The organism is Ruegeria sp. BF6, assembly GCF_056538665.1.
Genome location: NZ_JBQFTN010000010.1, coordinates 30,076 through 54,916 on the forward strand (window position 1 = coordinate 30,076; position 24,841 = coordinate 54,916).

Below are 24,841 nucleotides of genomic sequence, written 5' to 3' on the forward strand. Positions count from 1 at the left end.
AGACATCAATCCCGACATAGGAAGACGGAAATGAAAGATATGACCAATCTCGACCAATTCGAAGTAGGCTATGACATTCCGGCCAAGCCCGGAATGGATGAAGCAGATATCCAGACCCCCAGCCTGATATTGGATCTCGACGCGCTTGAGCGCAACATCAAGAAAATGGGCGATTACGCCAAGGCCCATGGCATGCGTCACCGCGTGCACGGGAAAATGCACAAGTCGGTCGATGTGGCCAAGCTGCAAGAGAAAATCGGCGGTGCGGTCGGTGTTTGCTGTCAGAAAGTCTCGGAGGCTGAGGTGTTCGTGCGCGGCGGCATCAAAGACGTCTTGGTGTCGAACCAGGTGCGAGACCCAGCCAAGATCGACCGTCTTGCCAGCCTGCCAAAACTGGGCAGCCGCATCATCGTATGTGTTGATGATCTGGACAATGTCGCGGATCTTTCGGGCGCGGCGGTGGATCACGGGACACAGCTTGAGGTCTTCGTCGAAATCGACTGCGGCGCCGGGCGCTGCGGCGTAACCACGACGCCCGAAGTAATCGAGATCGCCAAAGCGGTAGAAGCCGCCGACAACCTGAAATTCACCGGTATTCAGGCCTATCAGGGAGCCATGCAGCACCTCGACACCTACGAGGCGCGCAAGGAAAAGCTCGACACCGCCATCGCGATGGTAAAAGACGCCGTTGAGGGACTTAAGGCCGAAGGCATCGAATGTGAGCTGGTCTCGGGTGGTGGCACCGGTTCCTACTACTTCGAGTCCAATTCGGGCGTGTACAACGAACTGCAGTGCGGGTCCTACGCATTCATGGATGCAGACTATGGCCGCATCCTCGACAAGGACGGCAACCGCATCGACCGGGGCGAATGGGAAAACGCGTTCTTCATCCTGACCAGCGTCATGAGCCACGCCAAGGTCGACAAGGCCATCGTCGATGCAGGTCTTAAGGCCCAGTCGGTTGACAGCGGTCTGCCGGTTGTCTTCGGGCGCGACGATGTCGAATACATCAAATGCTCGGACGAGCATGGGGTTGTGATGGATCCGAACGGGGTGCTGAACGTCAACGATAAGCTCAAGCTGGTTCCCGGTCACTGCGACCCGACCGCAAACGTGCACGATTGGTATGTTGGCGTCCGGAACGGCAAGGTTGAATGCGTTTGGCCCGTCTCCGCCCGAGGTCACGCTTATTGAGCCAGAGCCTATATAAAACAGGAAAGTCCGGCTCGGACGTAGCCGGATAGCCGCCCGTGTGCACTCCCTCCCTTCGGGAAAAGCACGCGGGCGCACGAATTCTGAACGGAGAAAGACATGTTGATCGTACCCGAGCGTGAAATCGCTGACCTCATGACCCGTGACGCGGCCTTTGATGCCGTGGAACAGGTCTTTGCTGCCATGGCGTCGGGTGACGCCTATAACTTTCCGGTCGTGCGCGAAGCCATCGGACATGAAGATGCACTTTATGGATTCAAGGGCGGGTTTGACCGCGCGGGGCTAACACTTGGTCTTAAGGCGGGAGGCTACTGGCCGAACAATCTGGAAAAGCGCGGGTTGATCAACCACCAGTCCACCGTGTTTCTGTTCGACCCCGACACTGGCAAACCCTCGGCAATGGTCGGCGGCAATCTACTGACAGCTCTGCGCACTGCGGCGGCATCTTCCGTGTCAATCAAACACCTTGCCCGCCCAAACGCCAAGGTCATCGGCATGATTGGCGCCGGTCACCAAGCCGCATTTCAGCTTCGCGCGGCGCTGGAACAGCGCGCATTTGAAAAGGTTATTGGCTGGAATTACCATCCCGAGATGCTGCCGAATATCGAAAAAGTCGCCAACGAAGCCGGCATTCCCTTTGAAGCCGTCGAACTGGACGGCATGACAGAGGCGGATGTGATCATCTCAATAACCTCGGCATTTGCTCCATCGCTGATGGCGGATCATGTCAGCCCCGGAACTCACGTTGCATGCATGGGGACGGACACCAAGGGCAAGCAAGAGGTGGAAGCGGCGCTGTTGGCCAAAGCAAAAGTCTTCACGGACGAGGTCGCGCAATCCGTCACCATCGGCGAAGCACAGCACGCCGTTGCCCAAGGCCTGATCGAAGAAAGCGACGTTGCCCAGCTTGGTGCGGTCATCAACGGCACAAATCCCGGTCGGACATCCAATGATCAGATCACACTGTTCGATGGTACCGGCGTGGGTCTTCAGGATCTAGCCGTTGCGGCGTCAGTGGTCGATCTCGCTGTTCAGAAAGGGATCGCGATCCAAGTAGAATTCTAAAGAAAACCGGGTGCGGCCAGTCTTTGCTGACAGGCTACACCCGCTTTGTGATTTCCTGTCTGGCGAACACTTGAAGCCCCCAGCCACCTTGCCATTTCCGCCATTCGACATTCGACATTGGTGGAATGATACGGCTTGAGCGCCTTGAAGCTGTATTTCGTGATGGCCGGTCCGGCGCATCCGGGAAACAGTTTTTACCAGGTGGATACTGCCTCGGCTTTGGGCGTGTCAAAAAAGGATATCGGACGAAACCCGCAACCTCTTGAAAAGCGAGTCAGAGTGTCTTGATGTTGGACTAATCCTACTGGGGGTTAAAAATCGCGCCCACATTGTGACGCTGCGCGTGACACTGCGTGGATTGTTCAAAACTGAAGCGTTTTTTGGCACTGACGTGCCGACCTTCGGTTAAGAAATAGCCAGGCCAATTTCGAATTCATCGGTCAGGCTGGTAGCCTTGCCTCGGCGGTTGGGTATCTCGAAAAAAAGCGGCGAGCCCAGGCACGCCGCTTTTTTGTTGCAGTGACGCTCAGAGATTCACCTTCACCTCATCAGACGTGATCGTCATGGCCAATAGACCCCAGACCGTGGCCAGCCATACCGCCTGAAACTTCTTCTGTCGCTTCGTCCGAAAGCTCCTCGGGAAGAACCAAGTTCAGTATAATTGCGATGACCGCAGCAGGCAGGATACCCGAAGTGGCCAGAACCTTGAGTGTGCCGGGCAGATACTGAAGCGCGCCGGGCTCCAATTGCAATCCCAAACCAAGGCTTAGGGAAATCGCAAAGATCACCATATTGCGCCGGTTCCAGTTCACATCCGACAGCATCGAAACACCCGCCGCGACCACCATGCCGAACATCACGATCACACCGCCGCCCAGAACTTCGATCGGGATCGACGAGATGATCGCACCGATTTTCGGAATAAGCCCGCATACGATCAGGAAAAGAGCCCCGATGGTAACCACCATGCGGCTCATGACGCCGGTCATGGCAATCAAACCGACATTCTGACTGAACGAGGTGTTCGGCAATGCGCCGAAGAGACCGGAGATCGCGGTGCCGATACCATCGGCGTAGGTTGCGCCCTGAATCTCCTTGTCGGTTGCCTCACGTCCGGCGCCGCCTTTGGTGATACCGGACACGTCCCCTACCGTTTCAACGGCCGAAACAAAGGACATCGCACAGAAACCGATGATGGCTGCGACCGAGAATTCGAGACCGAAATGCAGCGGGTTTGGCAGAGCGAACGGTGCTGCACTACCGACATTACCCAAATTTACTTGGCCAAGTACAAATGCCAATGCGTAACCGACCAACAAGCCGATCAATACCGCTGACACGGACAGCATGCCTCGCGCAAAGAACTTCAGGCCGAGCGTCACCACAATTACGCTTCCAGCCATGAACCAGTTAAGGCCCGAACCATACTCCTCGGTACCAATGGCAGGCACACCGCCGGCAGCATACTGAACCCCAACCTTTACAAGCGCCAAACCGATCATGGTCACCACGAGGCCTGTGACCAAGGGTGGAAGTGCAAATCGAAGACGGCCTATGAACAGCCCAAGGAAGGCATGGAACAGACCGCCGACGACCACGCCGCCCATCAAGACGGCAATGGCATCGACACCCTTTCCGACCACCAGTGGGATCATGATTGGGATGAAGGCAAACGACGTTCCCTGAACAATTGGTAACCGGGCGCCAACCGGGCCTACACCAATGGATTGGAACAAAGTCGCGATGCCTGCAAAGAACATCGACATCTGGATCATGTAGATCATTTGAGGAAAGTCGGGGCTGTTCGAACCAAATCCGAACCCGGCCGCGCCGCACACGATAATGGCTGGCGTGACGTTGGAAACGAACATCGCCAGCACGTGCTGAATTCCCAGTGGTACCGCTTTCAGAAGCGGCGGCGAGTAATTCGGATCGCGGAGCTGTTCCGGCGTTCCGATGGATGCATCTGACATTGTGTCTTTCCTCCCTTGAGGAACATTGTCCGGCTCCTCTTCCGGCAAGGTCCCTCATTCCGTGATTGTAAAGGCCTCCTCGAACCAATGCTCTTCGAGGTTGGGCCCGGTTCCTATTCGATCCACCACCGCAAAAAGGCCAGGCGCATAAAGTGGGGTCAGCACCCCGTGCCAAGTATTGCGGAAGTAGTTCACGCCCTGCCCCGGAGCTGTTTTGAATGCGATCGGTTGACCCGGTGCCCCGCCTTCGTCGGGGGCTACAACCACAACGAAGGGTTTGTCTGACATGGGCAGGAACGCTTGGCTGCCATCCGGGTGACGTTCAACCATCTCCAGTTTGATAGGAAAGCTGAAAGCTTCGGATTTAAAAACGCTGATCCCCGGACGTCCATCGTGAAAATCGAGCACGGCACGGTCATGATATCGTGCGCATCTTCCTTGGTTGATGTATTTGTCAACGTCGCCTGACACTTCGATGATATCGCCAAACGACGCAAAAGCCTCCGCAGTCAGAGGTTGAGTTTTCAAGACCGTCGTCATGCCCCGAACTTCTCAATCAGGCGCAATTCGGCGATCCGTTCAACCTGGCGGCAGGCCTCAGCAAATTCGGTGTCGCGGTCGCTGTCGATCCGGCGTTTGAAAGCTTCCAGGATGCTGGCCTTTGTGTTGTCTTTAACCGCAATGATGAAAGGAAAGCCGAACTTGGTTGTGTAGGCCTCGTTCAGCGCTGTGAATGTTGCGCGTTCTTCATCGGTCAGCATATCCAGACCGGCTCCGGCCTGTTCAGCGGTGCTTTCCTTTGTCAGGCGACCAGCCGCGGCAAGCTTACCCGCCAAGTCCGGGTGGGCGGTCAGGACACCGAGGCGTTGGTCCCCAGTTGCAGACCGGAACACCCTCGCCAACGCGTTGTGAACACCGGCGGCATTATCGTGCGTCGGCCCAAGCTCCAGATCATACGCGCCTTCAGCAATCCACGGGCTGTGTTCGAATACACCACCGAACTCAGTAACAAAGGTTGACTGATCCATTTCGGACGGGGTCAGACGTTGCATTGGTGGGTGCTCCATTGTCCAGTGATCAGCGATCTGTTCGCGCGTAGCGAACCAGACACCGTCGTGTTTTTTGAAGTGTTCCAGCACGCGCTTCAGCGCCATCGCGCGACCCGGGCGACCAATCAACCTGCAGTGCAGGCCAATCGACATCATTTTGGGCGCACCGGCCTCACCCTCGGCATACAGCATGTCGAAACTGTCTTTCAGGTAACTCTCGAACTGATCGCCATTGGTGTAGCCCGCCTGAATCGCAAAGCGCATGTCGTTACAGTCCAGCGTGTACGGCACAATCAACTGATCCTTGCCGCCAGCCTTTACCCAATAGGGCAAATCGTCGGCATAGCTGTCCGCGATGTAGGCGAAGTCACCTTCCCCAGCCGCAAGGTCGATGGTGTTCATCGAACAGCGCCCCGTGTACCAGCCACGTGGTGGCTGCCCCGTGACTTCGGTGTGCAGTCGGATGGCTTCACGGATCTGAGCACGCTCTTCTTCGGCGCCCATGTCCTTGTGCTCAATCCATTTCAGGCCATGGCTTGCGATTTCCCATCCGGCGCGTTTCATCGCTGCCACCTGTTGTGGCGCGCGCGCCAGGGCGGTAGCGACGCCGTAAACGGTGACGGGCACGTCCTGCAAAAGGTGGAGCACCCGCCAGAATCCGGCCCGGCTGCCGTATTCGTAGATGGATTCCATGTTCCAATGCCGTTGCCCCGGCCATGGGGCAGCACCCGTGATTTCGGACAAGAACGCCTCAGAGGCGGCATCGCCGTGCAAGATATTGTTTTCGCCACCTTCTTCGTAGTTCAGCACGATCTGAACCGCGATCTTCGCCCCGTTTGGCCAGTTCGCCACTGGCATTTGACAACCATAGCCGGTCATGTCTCTTGGATAACGCGTCACATCACTTTCCTTCTTCTTGAGGTGATGAATAACCCGAATAATCAGAGATGTTTTTCAAAAAGAATGCGAAGGAGCCTTCGGGCAGACTACCTTTGCTTCTCGCGAAGTAATCGGAATATTAAAACCCAAAATTGAGGAGAGGTGCAAATGACCGGTTATCTTACAACGCACGTACTGGATACGGCTCGAGGGTGCCCTGCCGAGGGTTTAAAAATCGAGTTGTTCCGCATTGACGGCGCGGATCGCACATTGCTGAAAACTCTGGTCACAAATGATGATGGCCGCACCGATGAGCAGATTTTGCCAACGGCAGAGTTTTCAACAGGTGAATACGAATTGGTTTTTTATGCCGGAGAATACCTCGATGCCTCGGGCACGCCTCCCGAGACTCCGCGTTTCTTGGATGTGATCCCAATCCGTTTCGGGATGTCAGAACACTCGCATTACCATGTCCCTTTGCTTCTGTCGCCTTTCGGCTTTTCGACATATCGAGGTAGCTGAGCGACCTAAGAGGACGTGTTAGTCGCCGCAATCGTTGACCCTATGCGCTCGATTATGAACTCCATAAAGAGGCGCGTTTTGGGGTCCTGCATTCGGCGGTGCGTAAATAAACATGCCATCTGAATCGGTTCGGGTGGCGTTTCCTTTGCCACCGGAACCAAAGTTCCGGCTTTCAGATGCTGAGCAATCTCAAATATTGGCTTCATCGCAATACCATGGCCAGCAAGCGCCCAGTCCGTCAGGACGTCGCCATCGTCCGACTCATAACGCCCGGAAACGCGAAATCGCTTGGGTCCCAGTTGGGTTTTTAGAAGCCACTGAAACTCGGTGGCGCCTGGAAAGCGCAGACTTAAACACTCATGCGCATCGGCGATAATATCGTCTCCGCTTTCAGGCATCCCACGTTTTTTTATATATTTGGGGGATGCACAAAGCACCCTCTCGACATCGGCAATCTTGCGAATTCGCAAGTTACTGTCTTCCGGTTGGCCTAAGAAAAACGCGAGATCGAGACCTTCGGTCGTCAGGTCGACCTTTCGATCAGTCAGCCTCAATCTAACGTTCACTTCAGGGTACTCTGCAAGGAATTTTGGCACTTGCGGTGCTATCAAACGTCTGCCAACTCCTAAAGGCGCTGCAACATATAGTGAGCCCTTCAGGTTCTCAGTGATATTGGCGATTTGGGCTTCAGCATTCTGGACAGCTTCCAGAATATCTGTTGCTCCGCGATAGAAGGATTTCCCCTGTTCTGTCGGGGCGAGACTGCGCGTGGTGCGCTGAAACAATCGTACGCCAAGGTGTTCTTCCAGTTGGGAAATTCTTGCAGACGTGACCGCTGGCGAGACGCGCAGATCGCGGCCTGCTGCGGACATGCTTCCCAATTCGTAGACACGGACAAAAGTGCGGATGTTATCTAAGTAGGACATTTTTTTGCATTTTTTGATACTGCTTGGTCTTTCGTAGCAATACCAGAGGAAAACTCTATCGCATAGAGTGCCCGGGAACTTAGAATCTTAGGAGCAATGCCATGTACGACTTGGCCGTAATGTGGGAGTGGATCGCCTTTTCTATCCGCTGGCTGCATGTGATCACCGCGATGGCGTGGATTGGTGCGTCATTCTACTTTATCGCACTCGATCTTATGCTGAAGCCGAACCCTGCCCTGCCAGAAGGGGCCTACGGTGAAGAATGGGAGGTGCATGGGGGCGGATTCTATCACACCGTCAAATACCTGGTGGCGCCTGCACGGATGCCTGAACACCTGACCTGGCATAAATGGCAAAGCTACACGACGTGGCTTTCGGGTGCGGCTTTACTGATGATCATCTACTGGGTCGGCGGCGAGCTGTTCCTGCTCGACCCAACCAAAGTGGACCTCTCGCTGTGGCAGGGTATCCTGATCTCTGGCGGATCACTGACCATCGGCTGGCTGCTTTACGATCAGATGTGCAAATCGAAGCTGAGCGATCACCCGACCGTACTGATGCTGCTGCTGTTCGTGATCCTTGTGATCATGTCCTGGGGCTACAACCAGATATTCACCGGTCGTGCCGCGCTTTTGCATCTTGGTGCGTTTACCGCGACGATCATGACCGCCAACGTTTTCTTCCAGATCATGCCAAACCAGCGGATCGTGGTCGAAGACCTCAAGGCTGGTCGAACACCCGACGCCAAATATGGAAAAATCGCCAAGGTGCGTTCCACGCATAACAATTATCTGACCCTGCCGGTCGTGTTCCTGATGCTGTCGAACCACTACCCGCTAGCCTTCGGAACAGAGTACTCGTGGATCATCGCCAGCCTGATCTTTCTGACAGGCGTGACCATCCGGCACTATTTCAACACGATGCACGCAACCGGAAAAGGTCCGCACTGGACCTGGGGGGTCACCGTTATTCTCATGGTTGTTATCGCCTGGCTGTCTTCGGTCAGAACCGGTGAGACATGGGAAGACGCAGAAGCACGGGAGCTGACGCCATACGAGCAAAAATATGCGTCGGCTGCCGGATTCGAGGAAGCGTATGACACGGTCCTTGGCAATTGTTCCATGTGCCACGCGCGTGAGCCGGTTTATGGCACAATGAAGTGGGCCCCCAAGAAGGTGTATCTTGAAACACCCGGTGATGTAGCCCGTCAGGCCGACCAGATATATCTGCAGGCCGGGATCAGCCACGCAATGCCGCCACCATCGGCGGTTCAAATGGATGAAGAATCGCGCCAGACAATCATTGCGTGGGTACGTGAAGTCAGGGATCAATAGACGCGAGACGCTCGTTTAAATGGCGGGATAGGTAAACTGGGCTAGTACGCCCAGTTTTTTGCCCTTTTTCACTAAGCAAAAAAGCGTTTGCTGTGCTGCGCAACATGCTCGACGAACAGACGCACCTTGGGGTCCTGCAGCTTTTTGTGCGGGTAAAGACAGCCGAAAATCGTCGGCACAGGGGGCGTCTCAGGTAGAACTTCGATCAGTCGGCCATTCTCGAGATACTCGCGCACGTCGAAACGCGGTTTGTTTACGATCCCCGTGCCCGCCAAGGCCCAGTCGGTCAGCACGTCACCATCATCAGCGTCGTATTTGCCACGCACTTCAAGTTTCCGCGGTCCCATGTCGGTCTGGAGTGTCCAGAAATATTCGGGAGATCTGGGATAGCGCAGCAACAGACAATTGTGTGGCGTATGCAGCAAGTCATCCGGTGTTTTGGGCACCCCAGATTTCGACAAGTATTCCGGCGATGCGCACAGCACACGATCACAATCGGCGAACTTCCGTAGCTTCATGGTTGAATCACCGGGCTCGCCGACGAAAAACGCGATGTCCAAGCCGTCGGCCAGAATATCCACCTTGCGATCGGACAGACGCATGCGAATCTCTGTTTCCGGGTAGCGATCCGAAAACTCAGGGACCAACGGAGCAACGATTCGCCGCCCAACACCCAGCGGCGCGGTGATGCGGATTGCACCTCTGGGGGCGTCGGAAAAGCTGGCGACACGCGCTTCGGCATGATCGAGCGCCAACAAAACGGCCTTGGCCTCATCGTAAAAAACCGATCCAACTTCGGTTGGGGTCATTGACCGGGTCGTTCTGTTGAACAGCCGCACGCCCAAATGGTTCTCAAGCTCTTTCAACCGTTTGCTGGCCACCGCCGGGGTTAACCGCAGGTCGCGCCCGCCGGATGTAATGCTGCCCAACTCCATCACTCTGACAAAGACACGCAGGCTTTCGATGTATGACATTCGATCCTCTCCTTGCGGAAAGACTGCGCCACGGCATTTTCTTTTTCAACGCTCTGTTGAAAGTATTTGCCGTTTCCGACGATTTTAAGACTCAATCGTTGCGCCTATGGTCCCCCCGATCACCCACCTGAAAGGCAGGGGCATAGGGAGAATACCATGACGCATCGCACCGACATCCAATTTGTCCTGAATGGCAAGGATGTGTCCGTTCCAAACGTATCAGCAGACCAGACGCTTCTGGACTTCCTGCGGTTGGAACGTCGGCTGACAGGCACAAAAGAAGGTTGCGCCGAAGGTGACTGCGGCGCGTGCACCGTGCTTGTCGGTCGGCTTGGCAATGCGGGGCTGGCCTATGTTCCCGTGAACGCCTGCATCCGGTTTCTCGCCTCGGTCGATGGCTGTCATGTCGTAACGGTCGAACACCTGTCCGGCCCTGACGGTCGCCTCCACCCGGTTCAACAGGCGATGATCGATCATCACGGCAGCCAGTGCGGGTTCTGCACGCCGGGCTTCGTCATGGCGCTTTATGCGCTGTGGATGCAAACACCCGAACCAACCGAAACACAGGTTGAAACAGCACTGCAGGGCAATCTATGCCGCTGCACCGGATATGAGCCGATCATCCGCGCCGCCGTTGCCGTCAGCCGCTATGGCACTCCAGCGTCGGATTATCTGAATACCGAGCGTGAAACCATGACCGCGCGTTTGGCCGCCCTCAAAGACGGACGGCGCGTTGTGTCCGGGCCCGAAGACAACTTGAGCATTCTTCCATCCAGCGTTGATGATCTTGCTGCGTGTCTGCAGACCTACCCCAGCGCCACAATCGTGGCGGGGGCGACAGATGTGGGTCTTTGGGTCACCAAATTCCTGCGCAACATCGGGCCTGCCATCTTCACCGGTAATCTCGAAGACCTGAAAACAGTCGAAAGACAGGGTTCCCTCCTCCTGATCGGTGCTGGCGCCAGCTACACCGATTGCCAGGAACTTCTGTCTGAACACCTGCCACACCTGTCCTCCTACTGGGATCGCATCGCAGGGTGGCAGGTGCGGAATATGGGAACCGTCGGCGGCAACATCGCCAATGGCTCGCCCATCGGGGACACACCGCCGGTTCTGATCGCGCTTGGTGCAGAAATCACGCTGCGGCGCGGTTCCGACAGCCGGACGCTGCTTCTGGAAGACTTCTTCATCGACTATGGCAAACAGGATCGCCAGCCCGACGAATTCGTCGTAAGCATCCGCATCCCCTTGCCCGGTGCCAACGATCTGAACGCGGCCTACAAGATTTCCAAGCGCCGCGACGAGGATATCTCTTCCGTCGCTGCCGGCATCCATATGACAGTCGCAGACGGGGTCATCAGCAATACACGCATCGCGTTCGGCGGCATGGCCGCCACGCCCAAACGTGCCGCTGCTGCCGAGGCCGCGTTAAACGGTCAACCCTGGACGCGCGAAAGCTTTGAAGCCGCCGCCGTAGCGCTGGCAGAGGATTTCAGCCCTCTCACCGATTGGCGTGCATCGTCCGACTACCGAATGCTGTCCGCCCAGAACCTTCTGCGTCGGTTCTTCCTTGAAATGGACGCCCAAACCGACACTCCCGTTCAACTGGCTTGTGCTTAAAAAGGAGACGAGACAATGAAAGATAACGTTTCCATCACCGGGGCGGCCCACACCAACGTCAAACATGACAGTGCGATCAAGCATGTCACCGGGCGGGCCGATTATACCGACGATATAGCCCAGCCCGAAGGCACGCTGCACGCGTATCTCGGCGTCTCTGACGTCGCGCACGCCAAGCTATTGGGCGTCGACTTCACCGACGTTCTGGCCGCGCCCGGCGTTGTCGGCGTGTTGACCGCAGATGATGTGCCGGGGGCCAATGATATCAGCCCGACACATCTGAACGACGAACCGGTTTTCCCGACCGATGCCATTCAGTTTCATGGGCAGCCTTTGTTTGCTGTTGTTGCCGAAACCCGCGACATCGCGCGCCGGGCCGCCGAACTGGCAAAGATCGACTACGAAACCCTGCCCCACGCGCTGGACCCGATTGCGGCGCAGGAAGCTGGATATCCCCATGTTACGGCACCGCTCAAGCTGGAGCGCGGCGATGTCGCCCAAGCTCAGGCCGCTGCACCAAACCGAATTAAAGGCCGTATGAACGTTGGCGGACAGGATCACATGTACCTTGAAGGTCACATCGCATTTGCCATTCCAGGTGAAGACGATGATGTGGTCGTGCATTGTTCGACGCAGCACCCGTCCGAGGCGCAGCATATGGTGGCGCATGTCTTAGGCGTGCCGTCCAACGCAGTCGTGGTCAATGTGCGCCGCATGGGTGGTGGATTTGGCGGCAAGGAAAGCCAGATGAACCTGTTCTGCGCGGTCGCAGCCATAGCCGCCAAAAAGTGGAACCGCGCTGTCAAAATCCGCCCCGACCGGGATCAGGACATGACAGCGACCGGCAAACGCCATGACTTCGTGATCGACTATGACGTCGCCTTTGACAACGATGGGCGCATTCAGGCGGTGGAAGGCAGCTTTGCCGCGCGGTGTGGGTTCTCGGCAGACCTGTCGGGCCCAGTGACCGACCGGGCGCTTTTCCACGCGGACAACGCCTATTTCTATCCGAATGTGCGCCTGAACAGCCATCCGATGAAAACCAACACGGTGTCCAACACCGCGTTCCGTGGGTTTGGCGGCCCGCAAGGTGTAATCGCCGCTGAGCGGATGATCGAAGAGATTGCCTATGCCACCGGGCAGGATCCACTGGATGTGCGCAAGGTCAATTTCTACGGCACTGAGGAGCGCAACATAACCCCGTATCATCAGGAGGTCGAAGACAGCATTCTCGGCCGGTTGATCGGAGAGCTGGAAGAGACATCGGAATACCGCCAGCGCCGTCAGGCCATCATCGAGTTCAATAAGACATCACCGATCCTGAAAAAGGGAATCGCGCTGACACCGGTTAAGTTCGGTATTTCTTTCACCGCGACTTGGTACAATCAGGCTGGCGCTTTGGTGCATGTCTACAATGACGGCTCGATCCATCTGAACCATGGCGGCACCGAAATGGGGCAGGGCCTCAACACCAAGGTCGCGCAGGTTGTGGCCGAAGCGTTTCAGGTCGATTTCAGCCGGATCAAGATTACCAAGACAACGACGGAGAAGGTTCCAAATACCTCGGCCACCGCAGCCTCCAGCGGAACAGATTTGAACGGCATGGCGGCGTTGAACGCGGTTGAGCAGATCAAAGCGCGTCTGGTGAAATTCGCCGCTGAAAAATGGGATGTCACACCTGAGGATGTGGCCTTCCACGCCAATCAGGTACATATCGGGCAAGAGGTTCTGCCCTTCGATGCGTTCATCAAGCAAGCCTATCTGGCGCGTGTGCAACTGTCGGCAGCCGGGTTCTACAAAACGCCGAAAATCCACTGGGACCGGACCAAGGGACAAGGTCGCCCGTTCTACTATTACGCCTATGGTGCGTCCTGTTCGGAAGTGACGATTGACACTCTGACCGGCGAGTACCGCGTAGAGCGCACGGACATTTTGCATGATGTTGGGCGCTCGCTGAACCCGGTTCTCGACAAAGGTCAGGTTGAAGGCGCGTTTATTCAGGGCGTGGGGTGGCTGACCACCGAAGAGCTCTGGTGGGATGATGCCGGTCGTCTGCGCACGCATGCGCCGTCGACATACAAGATCCCGCTCGCGTCGGACAGACCGCGCACCTTCAACGTCAACCTTGCCGATTGGTCGGAAAACCGCGAGTTGACGATCAAACGTTCCAAGGCTGTTGGCGAACCGCCATTCATGCTGGGGATTTCGGTGTTCGAGGCGCTGTCGATGGCCGTGGCCTCTGTTGCTGACTACCGCAAATGCCCACGTCTGGACGCCCCAGCGACGCCCGAGCGCGTCCTGATGGCTGTAGCGCGTCTACAAGCGGGTTCTTGATCGATGGCACGGTCCCCGCGTTCTCTGACCGAATTTCTTGCCGCACAGCGTTGCGTGATCCGCGTTTCGCTAACCCGCGTGCGCGGATCCTCTCCACGCGACGAGGGGACAGAGATGTTCGTGGCTCCAAAGGCACTTTGGGGAACCATCGGCGGTGGTCAGTTGGAATTCTTGGCCATCAACGCCGCGCGGGACATGCTGCATGATGGCACGTTGCAACAGGTTTTGGATGTACCGCTTGGCCCTGAAATCGGTCAATGCTGCGGTGGACGCGTCGAGATGAACCTGACTCGCATGCGGGTGTCAGACAAATGGGCCGCAACAGAACGCGCAACCAAACGCGAAGAGGCTTTGCCCCATGTCTATGTCATGGGCGCGGGCCACGTGGGGCGCGCTCTGGCCAATCAGTTTCAGCACTTGCCGGTACGTTGCATCCTCGTCGACACACGGGCAGACGAAGTCGATCTGTGCACGGCAAATGTCGAAACCCGGGTAAGCGCTATCCCGGAAGCCGATATCTGGGGTGCTCCAACTGGCAGCGCATTTATTGTTCTGACCCATGATCACGGGCTGGATTTCCTCCTGACGTCTGCAGCATTGGAACGTCAGGACGCTGTTTATGTGGGGATGATCGGATCTGCCACCAAGCGCGCAAAACTTAAAAACTGGGCACACAAAAACTGTGATGGACAGTCTATCGAACATTTGAATTGCCCCATTGGGGCAAGCGGTAGCCGCGACAAGCGGCCCAGCGTCATCGCCGCCTTCGTGGTGGCCGAGGTGATGGCTGAATTGACCTCTGAAACTGCCGCGACAGCCCTGACCGGGGCAACCCAAGCGCCCCAAGGGGGCCACCATCACGACCGGAAAGGGAGAACGGCCTGACATCAGTCTGGCAAATCCGGTCACATCAGAGGAGGAGACCGTCATGGACGGGAGGACCTACGAATACAAGCTGTTTACCCGCAGCGATTTCAGCGCTTTCTGGGCGCTGTTTACCGACAACCTGGTGAACCTGCTGATCCTTTCCGGGGTCTGCCAGTTCGTGTTTCAGATGCCCGCGGAAATCGTCTTTGGCCGCATCGTTCCCGGTGCCGCTATCGCGATTTTGGCAGGTGTAGCTGTTTACACATACCTCGCCAAATGGGCGGCAACCACTCAGGGTAAAGATGTAACCGCCCTGCCCTACGGCATCTCGACGCCGGTCATGTTCGTCTACCTGTTCGGCGTGATCGGACCCATCTATTGGGCGACCAATGATCCTATGCTCGCGTGGCAAGTAGGTATTGGTGCAGGCTTCATGGGCGGCATAGTGGCCGCTCTGGGCGCGGTGGTCGGACCGTACCTCAAGCGGATAACCCCACGCGCCGGGATGCTTGGCACGCTTTGCGGTATAGCTTTGGTTTTCATTGGCTCCGTACCGCTGGCCGAAGTATTCGAGAATCCAATCATCGGCTTTACGTCGCTGCTGTTTATCCTCTGGGGCCTGATCGGTCGTTTCCGCCTTCCGGGCAACATCCCCGCCGGTCTTTTAGCGATTGCGGCCGGTACTGTAATTGCCCTTGTCCTTGGTGAATCCAAAATCGACGTGAGCGGTATCGGTTTCTACCCCCCGATCCCCTATTTCGGCGACCTGATCGCCGGCGTGCAGTACCTGTTCGCGAACCCCGAACTGTTCTTGGTGCTGATCCCGGTACAGATCTACAACTTCATCGAAACGATGAACAACGTGGAGTCGGCTGAAGCGGCAGGTGATCATTACCCGGTTGGATTGTGCCAGGTGACAGATGGCGCTGGCACCATGCTGGGTGCGCTGTTTGGATCACCCTTCCCAACCACGGTTTACATCGGTCATCCGGCCTACAAGCGGCTTGATGCGCATGCAGGATACATTGTTGGTGTGGCCGTTGTGATCGCTGCAGCTGCCTTTCTCGGATTCTTGTCCTTCCTTGCGGGCCTGATCCCGATTGCCGCCGCGGCACCGGTGCTGGTCTTTGTCTCGGTAAGCCTGATCACCAATACCGCATGGGCTGTGAAGCCGATGCACATGGCTGCGGTTTCATTTGCGATCCTGCCCCATATCTCGGCCTTCCTGATGGTCAAATGGGGTTCGCTTATGAATGCGCTGCGCAGCACCGGAGTCGAAGGATTGCCCTCGCTCGGTGACGAAGGCCTGACCGCGGCTCTTCTGATGGAGGGTGCGCATTACGAAGGTCACCTTGCGCTGAGTCAGGGCGCGATCCTCACGGGTCTGATCTGGGGTGCCATTGTGGCAGATGTGATCGATGGCCGTTTCCGGATGGCAGGGGCGTTTGCGGTGGCTGGCGGGTTGATGTCTTCCTTCGGGATCATTCACTCTTACACGCTGCAGATGCCTCAGTTCGACGGGATCACAATCGGTTATCTGATTGTCGGCGCATTCCTCTATATCTACCCGATGCTCGCGCCCAAAGAGGATCTGGAGCATCGTGTGATCGTACCGGATGAGCCGGATCTCATCGACGACGACTCACCTGCACAACAGGCTTGATCCACAGTGGGGCAGTCACAAGGCTGCCCCACCATTTCCCTACCGTAAAAACGAGATCTTTCATGACTCAGAGATTGCTCCGCGGTCGTCTGCTGACCTTTCACCGCGAACCGCAGAACGGCGAAGATTCCGGCGCCTACACCTATCTCGAAGACGGCGCACTGCTGATCCGGGACGGGATCATCCAGGATACCGGACCTTTCGCAGAGGTGAGCGCAAAAGCCGGGAGCACGCCGGTGACAGACCATCGTCCCAATCTGATGATGGCTGGGTTTATCGACACGCATATTCACTTCCCGCAAGTACAGGTGATCGCCTCGTGGGGCGCGCAGCTTTTGGACTGGCTTAACAATTATACCTTCCCGGAAGAAACCCGTTTTGCCTCGGACGAGCACAGCGCGCTCATGGCGCGGGCGTTCTTTGATCAGCTCGTCACCCATGGCACGACAACTGCAGTTGCCTATTGCTCGGTCCATAAGACATCGGCTGACGCGTTCTTCACAGAGGCAACCAGACGAAACATGCGAATGCTCGGTGGCAAGGTTCTGATGGACCGCAACGCGCCCGAAGGTCTGCGGGACACGCCCCAAACCGGATACGACGACACCAAGGCGTTGATCTCGGACTGGCATGGCAAAGGCCGGAACGGCTATGTCATCACACCTCGTTTTGCCATCACGTCCACGCCCGAACAAATGGCGATGGCGCAAGCCTTGGCGCAGGAACACCCGGACTGTCACATCCAGACCCATCTGTCAGAGAACAAGGATGAGATCGCCTATACCAAGCAGCTTTATCCGCAAGCGCGCGATTATCTGGACGTCTACCAGTCTTATGGCCTTCTAGGCCAAAAGACGCTGCTGGGTCACTCTATCCACCTTGAAACACGCGAGATCGACGCCCTTGCGGAAACCGGAGCGCATCCGGTGTTCTGCCCGACCTCGAACCTGTTTCTCGGCAGTGGCCTCTTTGACCACGCCGGTCTGAGCGCACGCGGTATTTCCAGCGGCATCGCGACGGATGTCGGTGCGGGCACCAGCTATTCGATGCTCCAGACCCTCAACGAGGGCTACAAGATCCTGCAATTGCAGGGGGCCGCACTGCATCCGCTACAAGCATTCCATTGGGCGACACGCGGCAATGCCTGTGTTCTTGGACTGGAAGACAAGATCGGAAATCTCGACCCCGGTACTGAAGCAGACGTTGTCGTTCTGAATGCACGCAGCACACCGGCCATGGCTCTGCGTATGGATCGCGTGGGCAGCCTTGCAGATGAACTGTTCGTCCTGCAGATGATGGGGGATGATCGCGCTATTGAGGAGGTTTATGTTTCAGGAGCGCCGTGTAAATCAACGGCTTCTTCGCGGTCTGACGTAAGCCGGTTTTGTCGGGAGTTTTCCGATAGACCGGAAACACCCGCTCGCTAGACCCAATTATCCCGCGATTTCGGCAAATTGGCGAGAACCCAGAGGTTCTGAGCGAATCAAATTGCTGCTTTCGGATCTTGGTGACAACTGCGATACCAACCAGGATAGCGGACACAGATACGAAGGATTTTGACCCAGACCCCTGATCCGGGCCATTTGGATGGAGAACCCGTTCCTGTTTCATTCTTGTGATTTGGTTGCGGTCAAGGCCTGCTGAGCGGCGCCCTTGCGTTGCTCAAGCAAGGCAGACCGGGCGGCACGCTTGAAGTTGGCGTAAACGAAAAAACTGCTTTTTGCGAAGTGTTATCCAAGGAAGACACAGTTTTTGGTTCTTTCTAAACCGCTAAAGGGCTGACGCGGAGAAATGGGTTTGATCGACGGTGAAACGCCGCATCTGAACTGGACCACTGTTGTGTTTAGGAAACAGGGAACAGAGAATGGCAAACAAACGACACAAGCCAGAGGAGATAGTTCAGAAGCTTGAGCAGGTTTAGCTCTCCGAAAGGAGCAGCGACGCCTTGGTAACTGCCGACCGTGGAGGAGACATAGCAGGACACCTGACCACAGCCACGGCGGTCGTCGCACAGCTTTTCCCATCTCGCTTCCGTCATCCGTCTCGCCCTGGGTCGCTCGGATTGCTGGAAAACAATGCTATCTTGTTGCCTTCAGGATCGCGAAGGTATCCAACGAAAAAGCTCGGCCCATAGGCCTGTCGAAATCCTGGCTGGCCCTCGTCGGACCCGCCCGCTGCGAGTGCGGCGGCGTGAAGGTCACGGACCTGTTGTTGACTGCGTGCCTCAAATGCAACCATTGTTCCGTTCCCGGCCGAGGCAGACTGACCGTCAAAAGGGGATTTGACATAGAACTCGGGCAAGTTCGGTGATCGCCCGGGTTTAGAAGGCAACGCGTAGCTCAAATCACCGTGATACTTTTCCAAGTGGTAGCCAAGGTCTGGTAGGAATGCGGAGTAAAATCGCTCTGCACGCTTTATATCATCAGCGCCGAATGTGACGTATGCAATCAATGTTTGGGCTCCTTTCCGGTTTACTGGTTACTCTAGCCCGAGACTCATCATGCCTTGCTTGGCGGCCCCCAGGCACCCGCCTAGTGCAGCCAGTACCGATACGCGTGTTCAGCAGCCGTGGCTACTTCCATCGTCATACCTCTGCCTACGGTAAGAAACATTGTTTCTTGGTCCATTCCTTTCCAGCTCTCTCTTGCCTTTGCTTGGGTAGCTTAGCAGTGGGTTCGTTGCCGTTTCGCGGTGACTTGCAGGGGCATCTGACACTTAGAATCGCGGCACTACCTGCGAGTGCGGCGGCCATGCCAAACATGGCACTCCAAGAAATGGCCGCAGCCATCCCGGCCAGAACCGCTCCAAACGCACCGACACCATCCAAAAGGGTAAACGCGAAGCCCAACGTGGTGCTTTCGCGGTGCCCGGAGTGATCGACAGCCGCTGCAAGCATTGCCGCACGGATCGCGTCCAGCGCCGCAACCCCAAGCGCCATCATGGCAATCATGATCCAAAATGGCGGGTCGAATACCAGTGTCGCGATTGCCAAGGCAGCAATCCCGTTTCCGGCTGCGACTACCGGCCTGCGACCGAGCGTGTCGGAAATCGATCCAACCCATGGCTGAGCAAGCGCGCCGGTTATGAGAATGGCCGCGAAAACGATCCCAATGGCTAAGGGGGCAAGGTTGTGAGCCGTCGCCAGGTAGAGTGGGATCATGCTCAGCAACGCGATCAGAGACATGTTGTACAGGGAAATCGTTGCGACGATGCGCAACCCATTTCGACCGCACCACGCGCGCACCAGATCCATCAGTTTACTTCGATCAACAAGCGGTTTTTCGAAGGCAGGGACCGCCGGCAACACCCGTAAGAAACAAAGCCCCATCAAAACCGCGGGAAGCACCGAGACCACCAGCACCCCGCGCCAGTCAAGGACCGAAAGAAGCAATCCGACCGACAGCGGGGCTAGAACCTCGGCGAACGAGCCACCCACGGCATGAACACCCAAGGCATGGGCACGAGTGTTCTTGTTGGCGCACGCAAGTACTCCCGTCGCAATCGGATGCCAAGCCGCGTTTCCCATCCCCGCAATTGCCAAAAGACATGCCAGGCTCCAAAACCCCGGAGCTGAAGCAGCCAGCGCGTAGCCGAGAGCAACCCAGAAAAACGTGCCGACGAGAAGACGGCCTGGGTTCGAGACACGATCCGCCAAGAGCCCAGCCGGAACATATGCGAGCGCACCTCCAACAGTAAACAGCGTGATTAGCAGCCCAACCTCGGCAGGCGAGAGGTTCATTGCAAGACCCGCCGCAGGCACGATCAGCCACAGGGCGGCAATCGGCCAGTCATTGGCGAAGTGGCCCAAAGCGAACCAGGCCGTTAAACTTCGGTCGGTCATGGTGATATCACCGTCAGATGCAACAATACGGACCCAGTGCCCGTTTGACTGGAAAAACCTACTCAGTGCCGATATGTCTGTCTGTCGAAAGAAAGGCAATTTTCATCGAGGATTCGTCATTGAAAGGCACGCAACCAAACCAGACAGATCGCCCTCGATATCTTGGAGAGACGATCAAGCCGGAGCTGGGAGAAAGCTACGATTGGCATACGCACGATTTTGGTCAACTCATCTCAGCGGCCTCAGGCTCGATGTATGTAGGAACTCCCGACCGCGTCCTGCTTCTAAGCCCGGCGATGGCGATCTGGATTCCACCAGATACCCAGCACTGGATGCGATACGGGGCCAACAATGTCATGCTCTACGTAGACGTAAACCGTGCCGAGGCTGAAAAACTTGGCAGTGACTGCCGGGTCATGAAGATGACGCCACTGCTTGGGGCATTATTTGATGCAACAATGCCGGCACGTAGGAATGCGCGCAGGAAGAAGCATAATATGGCGCTGCACACATTGCTTCGACATGAGCTGATCTCGGCAAAGGATGTGCCGCTGATCCTGATCCTGCCTAAGGACGCCCGCCTCCGCGGGGCCGCTCAAGCTGCGCTGGATGATCCCGGCAACGCGCGTTCTGTGGAGGCTTGGCTTTCAGATGTGCCAGCGAGCCGAAAAACGATTGAACGGCATTTCGTTGCAGAAACGGGCCTGCCGCCGTCCAGGTGGTTACGGCATGTGCGGGTCATGCACGCCGTCTCGCTCCTTGCTTCTGGCCAGAGCGTGACATCGGTCGCGTTTGATATGGGGTACGAATCTTCCAGCGCATTCAGCTACATGTTCCGACAAACCCTCGGTGTCAGCCCGAGTGAGTTTCTGAAGAACTGATCGGTTGCCCCAAGATGACAGTGAGATCGAGCAGCGGCATGCTGACTTTGAACGCATTCAATCGCTCAGAGGTGTATTCTCGAAGACGGGCCTTCATGCTTCTTGCAGCCCTTAAATCTCTCGCTGGGCAGGTCAAGCTGTCGCGAGGAAATCACAGGCGGGTTTGCTTTAACGCCTTGGTTCACACTATTGCTTGTGTATCATGCAAAAAGCTGTGCTGCCGCGCAGAGTTATTCAACTCTTGACGGCACTTTTGCGGAGTGTTGCCAATGCCCGCCATAGATGACCTTTCTTGGCCTGAAGCGTATATCGAGTTTCTGCCGCTAATAACTGACAAGTGGTCAGTAAAAGATGAAGTCTACTTTCACCGTCAGCTAAGTGCCGGCAAGTCCGGTGCCCTTGTCTATATTGTCGACATTACTTGCGACGATTTCAGCGGTCAGGCCATTCTCAAATTTGACGCCCTTCCCGATCCGGATTGGAAGGAAAAGACCGAAAACCAAAGACATCTGGAGGCGTTTGAGGCGGTTCCCGCATTTGGATCAAAGCATCTGGCACGCATAGTTCACTCTTTGGAACACGACGGCAAGATCGCGATCCTTTCAACAGTTGTGGCGCAAGGGCTGGAATACTCTCTTCCTTGGAACGACTGCGGCTACGAGTTGGCCTTGAATGTTCTTCAGCGGCTGTCGAGAAGCCTTCTTGATGATTGGAACGTCGATTATGAAATGGCGCCCGGATTGCACTCGCCCAGGGAACTGCTTTCCGGATGGCTTGGCTACAGACTAAATCCTGAGTCAGGTCGGCTCCACCATTTCCTTTCGGATGTTTGCGGTCATGACCCCAGCGAACGTTGCCTAATGTTTGAAGGGCATTGGTACCCGAACCCGCTGGCCTTTGCCTACGACGAGAACCTGCCAAGCCGATTGAGCATAAGAGCGGCAAAAGGACGGGTGCATGGGGATCTCCATGGGTACAATGTATTGGTTCGATCGCACCAAAGCCGTGATCCCGATTACTATCTAATTGATCTGGCGCTGTACGAAGACAAGCAGTTCTTGTTTTACGACCACGCGTATTTCGAATTGGCATACCTTCTGGCGCGGCGCGGAAACTGCATACCTGCGCAATGGGATGCCATCCTTGATGATCTTGGCCTCTTTCATTCAAAACACCACACATTGGGGCTTTGGCAGGATGATGTAGGGATCGTCGAGTTTGTTAGAACTCTGCGGCGTGGGGCGATGAGTTGGGTTGAACGTCACGAAAGTCATCGGCTCAGCTTTATGGAAAGCCAATACTTGCTGGCCCGGGTCGCAGTGGGCCTAAATTTCGCAAATAAGCAACTCAACGTCGGCGCTCGCAGCCACGCATTCTTGTATGCAGCTCACAATCTCAAAGACTACATGACGCTCAACAATGTTGACTGGCCCAGACATGGGCCGGTGTTCCAAATACCGACAACACATGAACCTTTGCCCGACTCTCAACCTGAAACCGTAACACTTGCACCAAAAACAGAGCCACCAGCCGAAAAAGACCGTCTGTTTGATAGGATAGTGACCCAGCTTCCAACGCCACAAAAGCCAGTAATCGCAGTGCTACCTTTTGACTGTCTCAGCGGACAAAACGACAACAATGGATTTGTGGCTGGCATCAACCATGAACTTGTGACTGAACTTGCAAAAGTGGATTGGCTGTCGGTGGTCTCACCTACTTCCACCAAGCTTCTCAAGGATGCTTCTTTAGCCGGCGAGGAGATCGCACAACGTCTCGGCGCCCACTATTTGGTAGAGGGCAGTGTGCGTTATGACGATCAGCGTGTTCGCGTAACTGCCCATCTTGTAGACACATCAAATGGGCATGATCTTTGGGCTGATCGCCTGGACCACAAAACAGAAGATGTTTTTTCCTTGCAGGAGGAAATCGCGTCAGCCGTAGTCGGACACATAGACTGGGAATTGCGGTTCGATGTGCGCGAACAAGCCCGACTAAAACGAGGTGAGGTCAACGTTTGGGACAGAGTTCAAAAAGCACTGTGGCATCTATATAAGTTCACCGATGATGACACACAAAAGGCCAAAGATATTCTAACCAGAACCATTGAGATTACGCCAGACTATGCACTTGCGCACGCAGTGATGGCAAACGCTGAGCTTAGGAAACTGTTCTTTGTCCAGGTTAAGGATCGGGAAGAGGCCAAACGACGCGCACTCTACCACGCAGAGCGCGCCGTGGCCCTGGATGAGCAAAGCAGTTTCGCGCACGCCAGTCTCGCCCGTGCCTACACCCAGTTCAACAAGCACGATGCCGCGATTGCAGAGGCACAACTTGCAGTCAGTCTCAACCCAAGTGCGGCAAACGCTCATTTGGTTCTTGGATATGCGCATCTCGCAAATGGGCAGGCCAAGCTTGCGCTACCGCATTTTGACACCGCAACTCGGTTTGGGCCATCAGGTCCATATTTCAAGGTGAAATTGTTGGCCAAAGCCTTTTGCCTTTATGTTCTCGACAAGCATGAACAGGCCGAAACCTGCGCAAGAACAGCATTGGAGGGAAAATCGGTTGATCCATTCGGTCGCTTTGTGTTGGCGGTCATTCTGATACGGCAGAAAGCCACAAACGAGGCGATACAAGTAATCCGTCAGAGCAAAGAAAAACGGCCCGACATGACATGTTCGCGCGTCCGTCTGGCATTCGAAAACCTGCAACAACTCGATCTTGACAGATTTGTCGGAGATCTTCGGAAAGCTGGTTTGCCGGATTGAACTTCGTCTCATACGGATTGGTCAGTGCGGTAAAGGGGCTCTATTCTATTTGTTTGCGAACCCACAATGGCGCATTGAGGCCAGCGGGGCGTCTACACCTTCATACCCATCTCCACTGATCTGCTCCATTCCGCGAGGGATACCATAGTACTTTGGGGCTTAGCTTGAATTCACCACTAAACATGAAGTGTTCGGCCCCACCCAAGTGGTCCAGCTTGAATGTCAGTGCATGACTGGCCTTTGGTCCGTTGGGGCGACGGTTTCCGGCGCAGGTGGGCGATAGCGCAGAGCATTATGCGGTCGTTTCCCTCACATCGAAACGCAGAAAATGACGGCGATAGCTGCGAGATATCGTCCTTTGCTTCAGGGTAGGACGCCAGGAATTCGTGGCTGCAGATGGGAAACACCTCGAGTTTGATCAGAGGAATGAACGGCCGGTCCGGCAATCCGTCAGTGTCCCAGACCATGGCCGCATCCGATCGGCTCAAATCAATATCGTCCAATTGGTCAGTGGTCACCACTCGGACTTTTGACTCATCAAGATGCTCACGAAGGCTCGAAAAGCGCGGCATCAACCGTTGGTCGGCGATACCGAATGAGCGAGCCAGCGGCACTTCCTGCCGATCAGGCGGCCCCGAAATCTTGGTCCAAACCTGATCCAGATGACCGACACCCAGAGCCACTACATCGGACAGCCGCACAGCAGCGGGTGAAGAAACGATCTGGTTGTTGTTGCGTTCAAACAGCGCCTGTCCCAGCCAGTTTTTCAGCGTTGAGATACGCCTGGAAACAGCGGGTTGGCTCAGCCCCGTTTCCTAGGCGACGCTGGACAGGCTGGCATGGCTCACCGCGACCTCAAGAACCAGCAAGGCGTTCAGCGAACCAAAGATGGGGCGTGTCACCCTGACCAAAACAATTTGCTATACGGTGCAT

19 protein-coding genes are annotated in these 24,841 nt (G+C 56.0%); 11 read left to right on the forward strand and 8 right to left on the reverse strand.

Features of this window, described 5'->3' with window-relative positions; translation table 11 throughout:
- Positions 1-30: 30 nt before the first annotated feature.
- Positions 31-1,194, forward strand: coding sequence for a 3-hydroxy-D-aspartate aldolase BhcC (gene bhcC / locus ACR0IM_RS17705; RefSeq protein WP_480642662.1), 1,164 nt, complete (start codon positions 31-33; stop codon positions 1,192-1,194).
- A 117-nt stretch (positions 1,195-1,311) separates the two neighbouring features.
- A complete protein-coding gene (gene bhcD / locus ACR0IM_RS17710) occupies positions 1,312-2,277 on the forward strand; it encodes an iminosuccinate reductase BhcD (RefSeq protein WP_480682715.1) in 966 nt (321 codons plus the stop codon).
- Between the two features lie 548 nt (positions 2,278-2,825).
- Here bhcD and ACR0IM_RS17715 read toward each other — a convergent pair.
- The 3 genes from ACR0IM_RS17715 to puuE are packed head-to-tail and all read right to left on the reverse strand — an operon-like array spanning position 2,826 to position 6,199.
- Positions 2,826-4,250: a uracil-xanthine permease family protein gene (locus ACR0IM_RS17715; protein WP_480642660.1), complete on the reverse strand. Its 1,425-nt coding sequence runs from the start codon at positions 4,248-4,250 to the stop codon at positions 2,826-2,828.
- Between the two features lie 54 nt (positions 4,251-4,304).
- Positions 4,305-4,790, reverse strand: coding sequence for an ureidoglycolate lyase (locus ACR0IM_RS17720; RefSeq protein ID WP_480642659.1), 486 nt, complete (start codon positions 4,788-4,790; stop codon positions 4,305-4,307).
- The gene (gene puuE / locus ACR0IM_RS17725) at positions 4,787-6,199 is read right to left on the reverse strand and encodes an allantoinase PuuE (protein ID WP_480595627.1); all 1,413 of its coding nucleotides are present in this window, start codon (positions 6,197-6,199) and stop codon (positions 4,787-4,789) included. The genes ACR0IM_RS17720 and puuE overlap by 4 nt, the downstream gene beginning before the upstream one ends.
- A 147-nt stretch (positions 6,200-6,346) precedes the next feature.
- Between puuE and uraH the strand changes: the two genes are divergently transcribed.
- Complete coding sequence (uraH, locus tag ACR0IM_RS17730) at positions 6,347-6,700, forward strand: hydroxyisourate hydrolase (protein WP_480595623.1); 354 nt, start codon at positions 6,347-6,349, stop codon at positions 6,698-6,700.
- 5 nt (positions 6,701-6,705) lie between these two features.
- Here uraH and ACR0IM_RS17735 read toward each other — a convergent pair whose 3' ends face one another.
- Positions 6,706-7,626, reverse strand: a complete 921-nt coding sequence (locus ACR0IM_RS17735; RefSeq protein ID WP_480595621.1) for a LysR family transcriptional regulator — start codon at positions 7,624-7,626, stop codon at positions 6,706-6,708.
- Between the two features lie 101 nt (positions 7,627-7,727).
- Here ACR0IM_RS17735 and ACR0IM_RS17740 point away from each other — a divergent pair, with 101 nt between their 5' ends.
- Positions 7,728-8,960: a urate hydroxylase PuuD gene (locus ACR0IM_RS17740; RefSeq protein WP_480642658.1), complete on the forward strand. Its 1,233-nt coding sequence runs from the start codon at positions 7,728-7,730 to the stop codon at positions 8,958-8,960.
- A 71-nt stretch (positions 8,961-9,031) separates the two neighbouring features.
- On the opposite strand, the gene ACR0IM_RS17745 is transcribed toward ACR0IM_RS17740, so the two are convergent.
- On the reverse strand, positions 9,032-9,934 hold the full coding sequence (locus ACR0IM_RS17745) for a LysR family transcriptional regulator (RefSeq protein ID WP_480682716.1): 903 nt from the start codon (positions 9,932-9,934) through the stop codon (positions 9,032-9,034).
- Between the two features lie 156 nt (positions 9,935-10,090).
- Between ACR0IM_RS17745 and xdhA the strand changes: the two genes are divergently transcribed.
- The 5 genes from xdhA (at position 10,091) to guaD (ending at position 17,845) form a co-directional block, all read left to right on the forward strand.
- A complete protein-coding gene (gene xdhA / locus ACR0IM_RS17750) occupies positions 10,091-11,554 on the forward strand; it encodes a xanthine dehydrogenase small subunit (protein ID WP_480682717.1) in 1,464 nt (487 codons plus the stop codon).
- A gap of 15 nt (positions 11,555-11,569) precedes the next feature.
- Positions 11,570-13,888 carry a xanthine dehydrogenase molybdopterin binding subunit gene (gene xdhB / locus ACR0IM_RS17755; protein ID WP_480682718.1) on the forward strand — a complete coding sequence of 773 codons (2,319 nt, stop codon included), beginning with the start codon at positions 11,570-11,572 and terminating at the stop codon, positions 13,886-13,888.
- A 3-nt stretch (positions 13,889-13,891) separates the two neighbouring features.
- The gene (xdhC, locus tag ACR0IM_RS17760; RefSeq protein WP_480682719.1) at positions 13,892-14,773 is read left to right on the forward strand and encodes a xanthine dehydrogenase accessory protein XdhC; all 882 of its coding nucleotides are present in this window, start codon (positions 13,892-13,894) and stop codon (positions 14,771-14,773) included.
- Between the two features lie 43 nt (positions 14,774-14,816).
- Positions 14,817-16,418: a xanthine/uracil/vitamin C permease gene (locus ACR0IM_RS17765; protein WP_480642654.1), complete on the forward strand. Its 1,602-nt coding sequence runs from the start codon at positions 14,817-14,819 to the stop codon at positions 16,416-16,418.
- A gap of 62 nt (positions 16,419-16,480) precedes the next feature.
- Positions 16,481-17,845 carry a guanine deaminase gene (gene guaD / locus ACR0IM_RS17770; RefSeq protein WP_480682720.1) on the forward strand — a complete coding sequence of 455 codons (1,365 nt, stop codon included), beginning with the start codon at positions 16,481-16,483 and terminating at the stop codon, positions 17,843-17,845.
- Positions 17,846-18,452: 607 nt separating this feature from the next.
- On the opposite strand, the gene ACR0IM_RS17775 is transcribed toward guaD, so the two are convergent.
- Complete coding sequence (locus tag ACR0IM_RS17775) at positions 18,453-18,869, reverse strand: VOC family protein (protein ID WP_480595601.1); 417 nt, start codon at positions 18,867-18,869, stop codon at positions 18,453-18,455.
- A gap of 145 nt (positions 18,870-19,014) precedes the next feature.
- Positions 19,015-20,259, reverse strand: coding sequence for an MFS transporter (locus tag ACR0IM_RS17780; protein ID WP_480682721.1), 1,245 nt, complete (start codon positions 20,257-20,259; stop codon positions 19,015-19,017).
- A gap of 17 nt (positions 20,260-20,276) precedes the next feature.
- Here ACR0IM_RS17780 and ACR0IM_RS17785 point away from each other — a divergent pair, with 17 nt between their 5' ends.
- Both ACR0IM_RS17785 and ACR0IM_RS17790 read left to right on the forward strand, forming a co-directional pair.
- Entirely contained in the window at positions 20,277-21,140 is an 864-nt protein-coding gene (locus ACR0IM_RS17785; protein WP_480682722.1) for a helix-turn-helix domain-containing protein, read from the forward strand.
- 269 nt (positions 21,141-21,409) lie between these two features.
- The gene (locus ACR0IM_RS17790) at positions 21,410-23,908 is read left to right on the forward strand and encodes a tetratricopeptide repeat protein (protein ID WP_480642649.1); all 2,499 of its coding nucleotides are present in this window, start codon (positions 21,410-21,412) and stop codon (positions 23,906-23,908) included.
- Positions 23,909-24,084: 176 nt separating this feature from the next.
- On the opposite strand, the gene ACR0IM_RS17795 is transcribed toward ACR0IM_RS17790, so the two are convergent.
- Complete coding sequence (locus ACR0IM_RS17795; protein ID WP_480642693.1) at positions 24,085-24,714, reverse strand: LysR family transcriptional regulator; 630 nt, start codon at positions 24,712-24,714, stop codon at positions 24,085-24,087.
- Positions 24,715-24,841 lie beyond the last annotated feature (127 nt).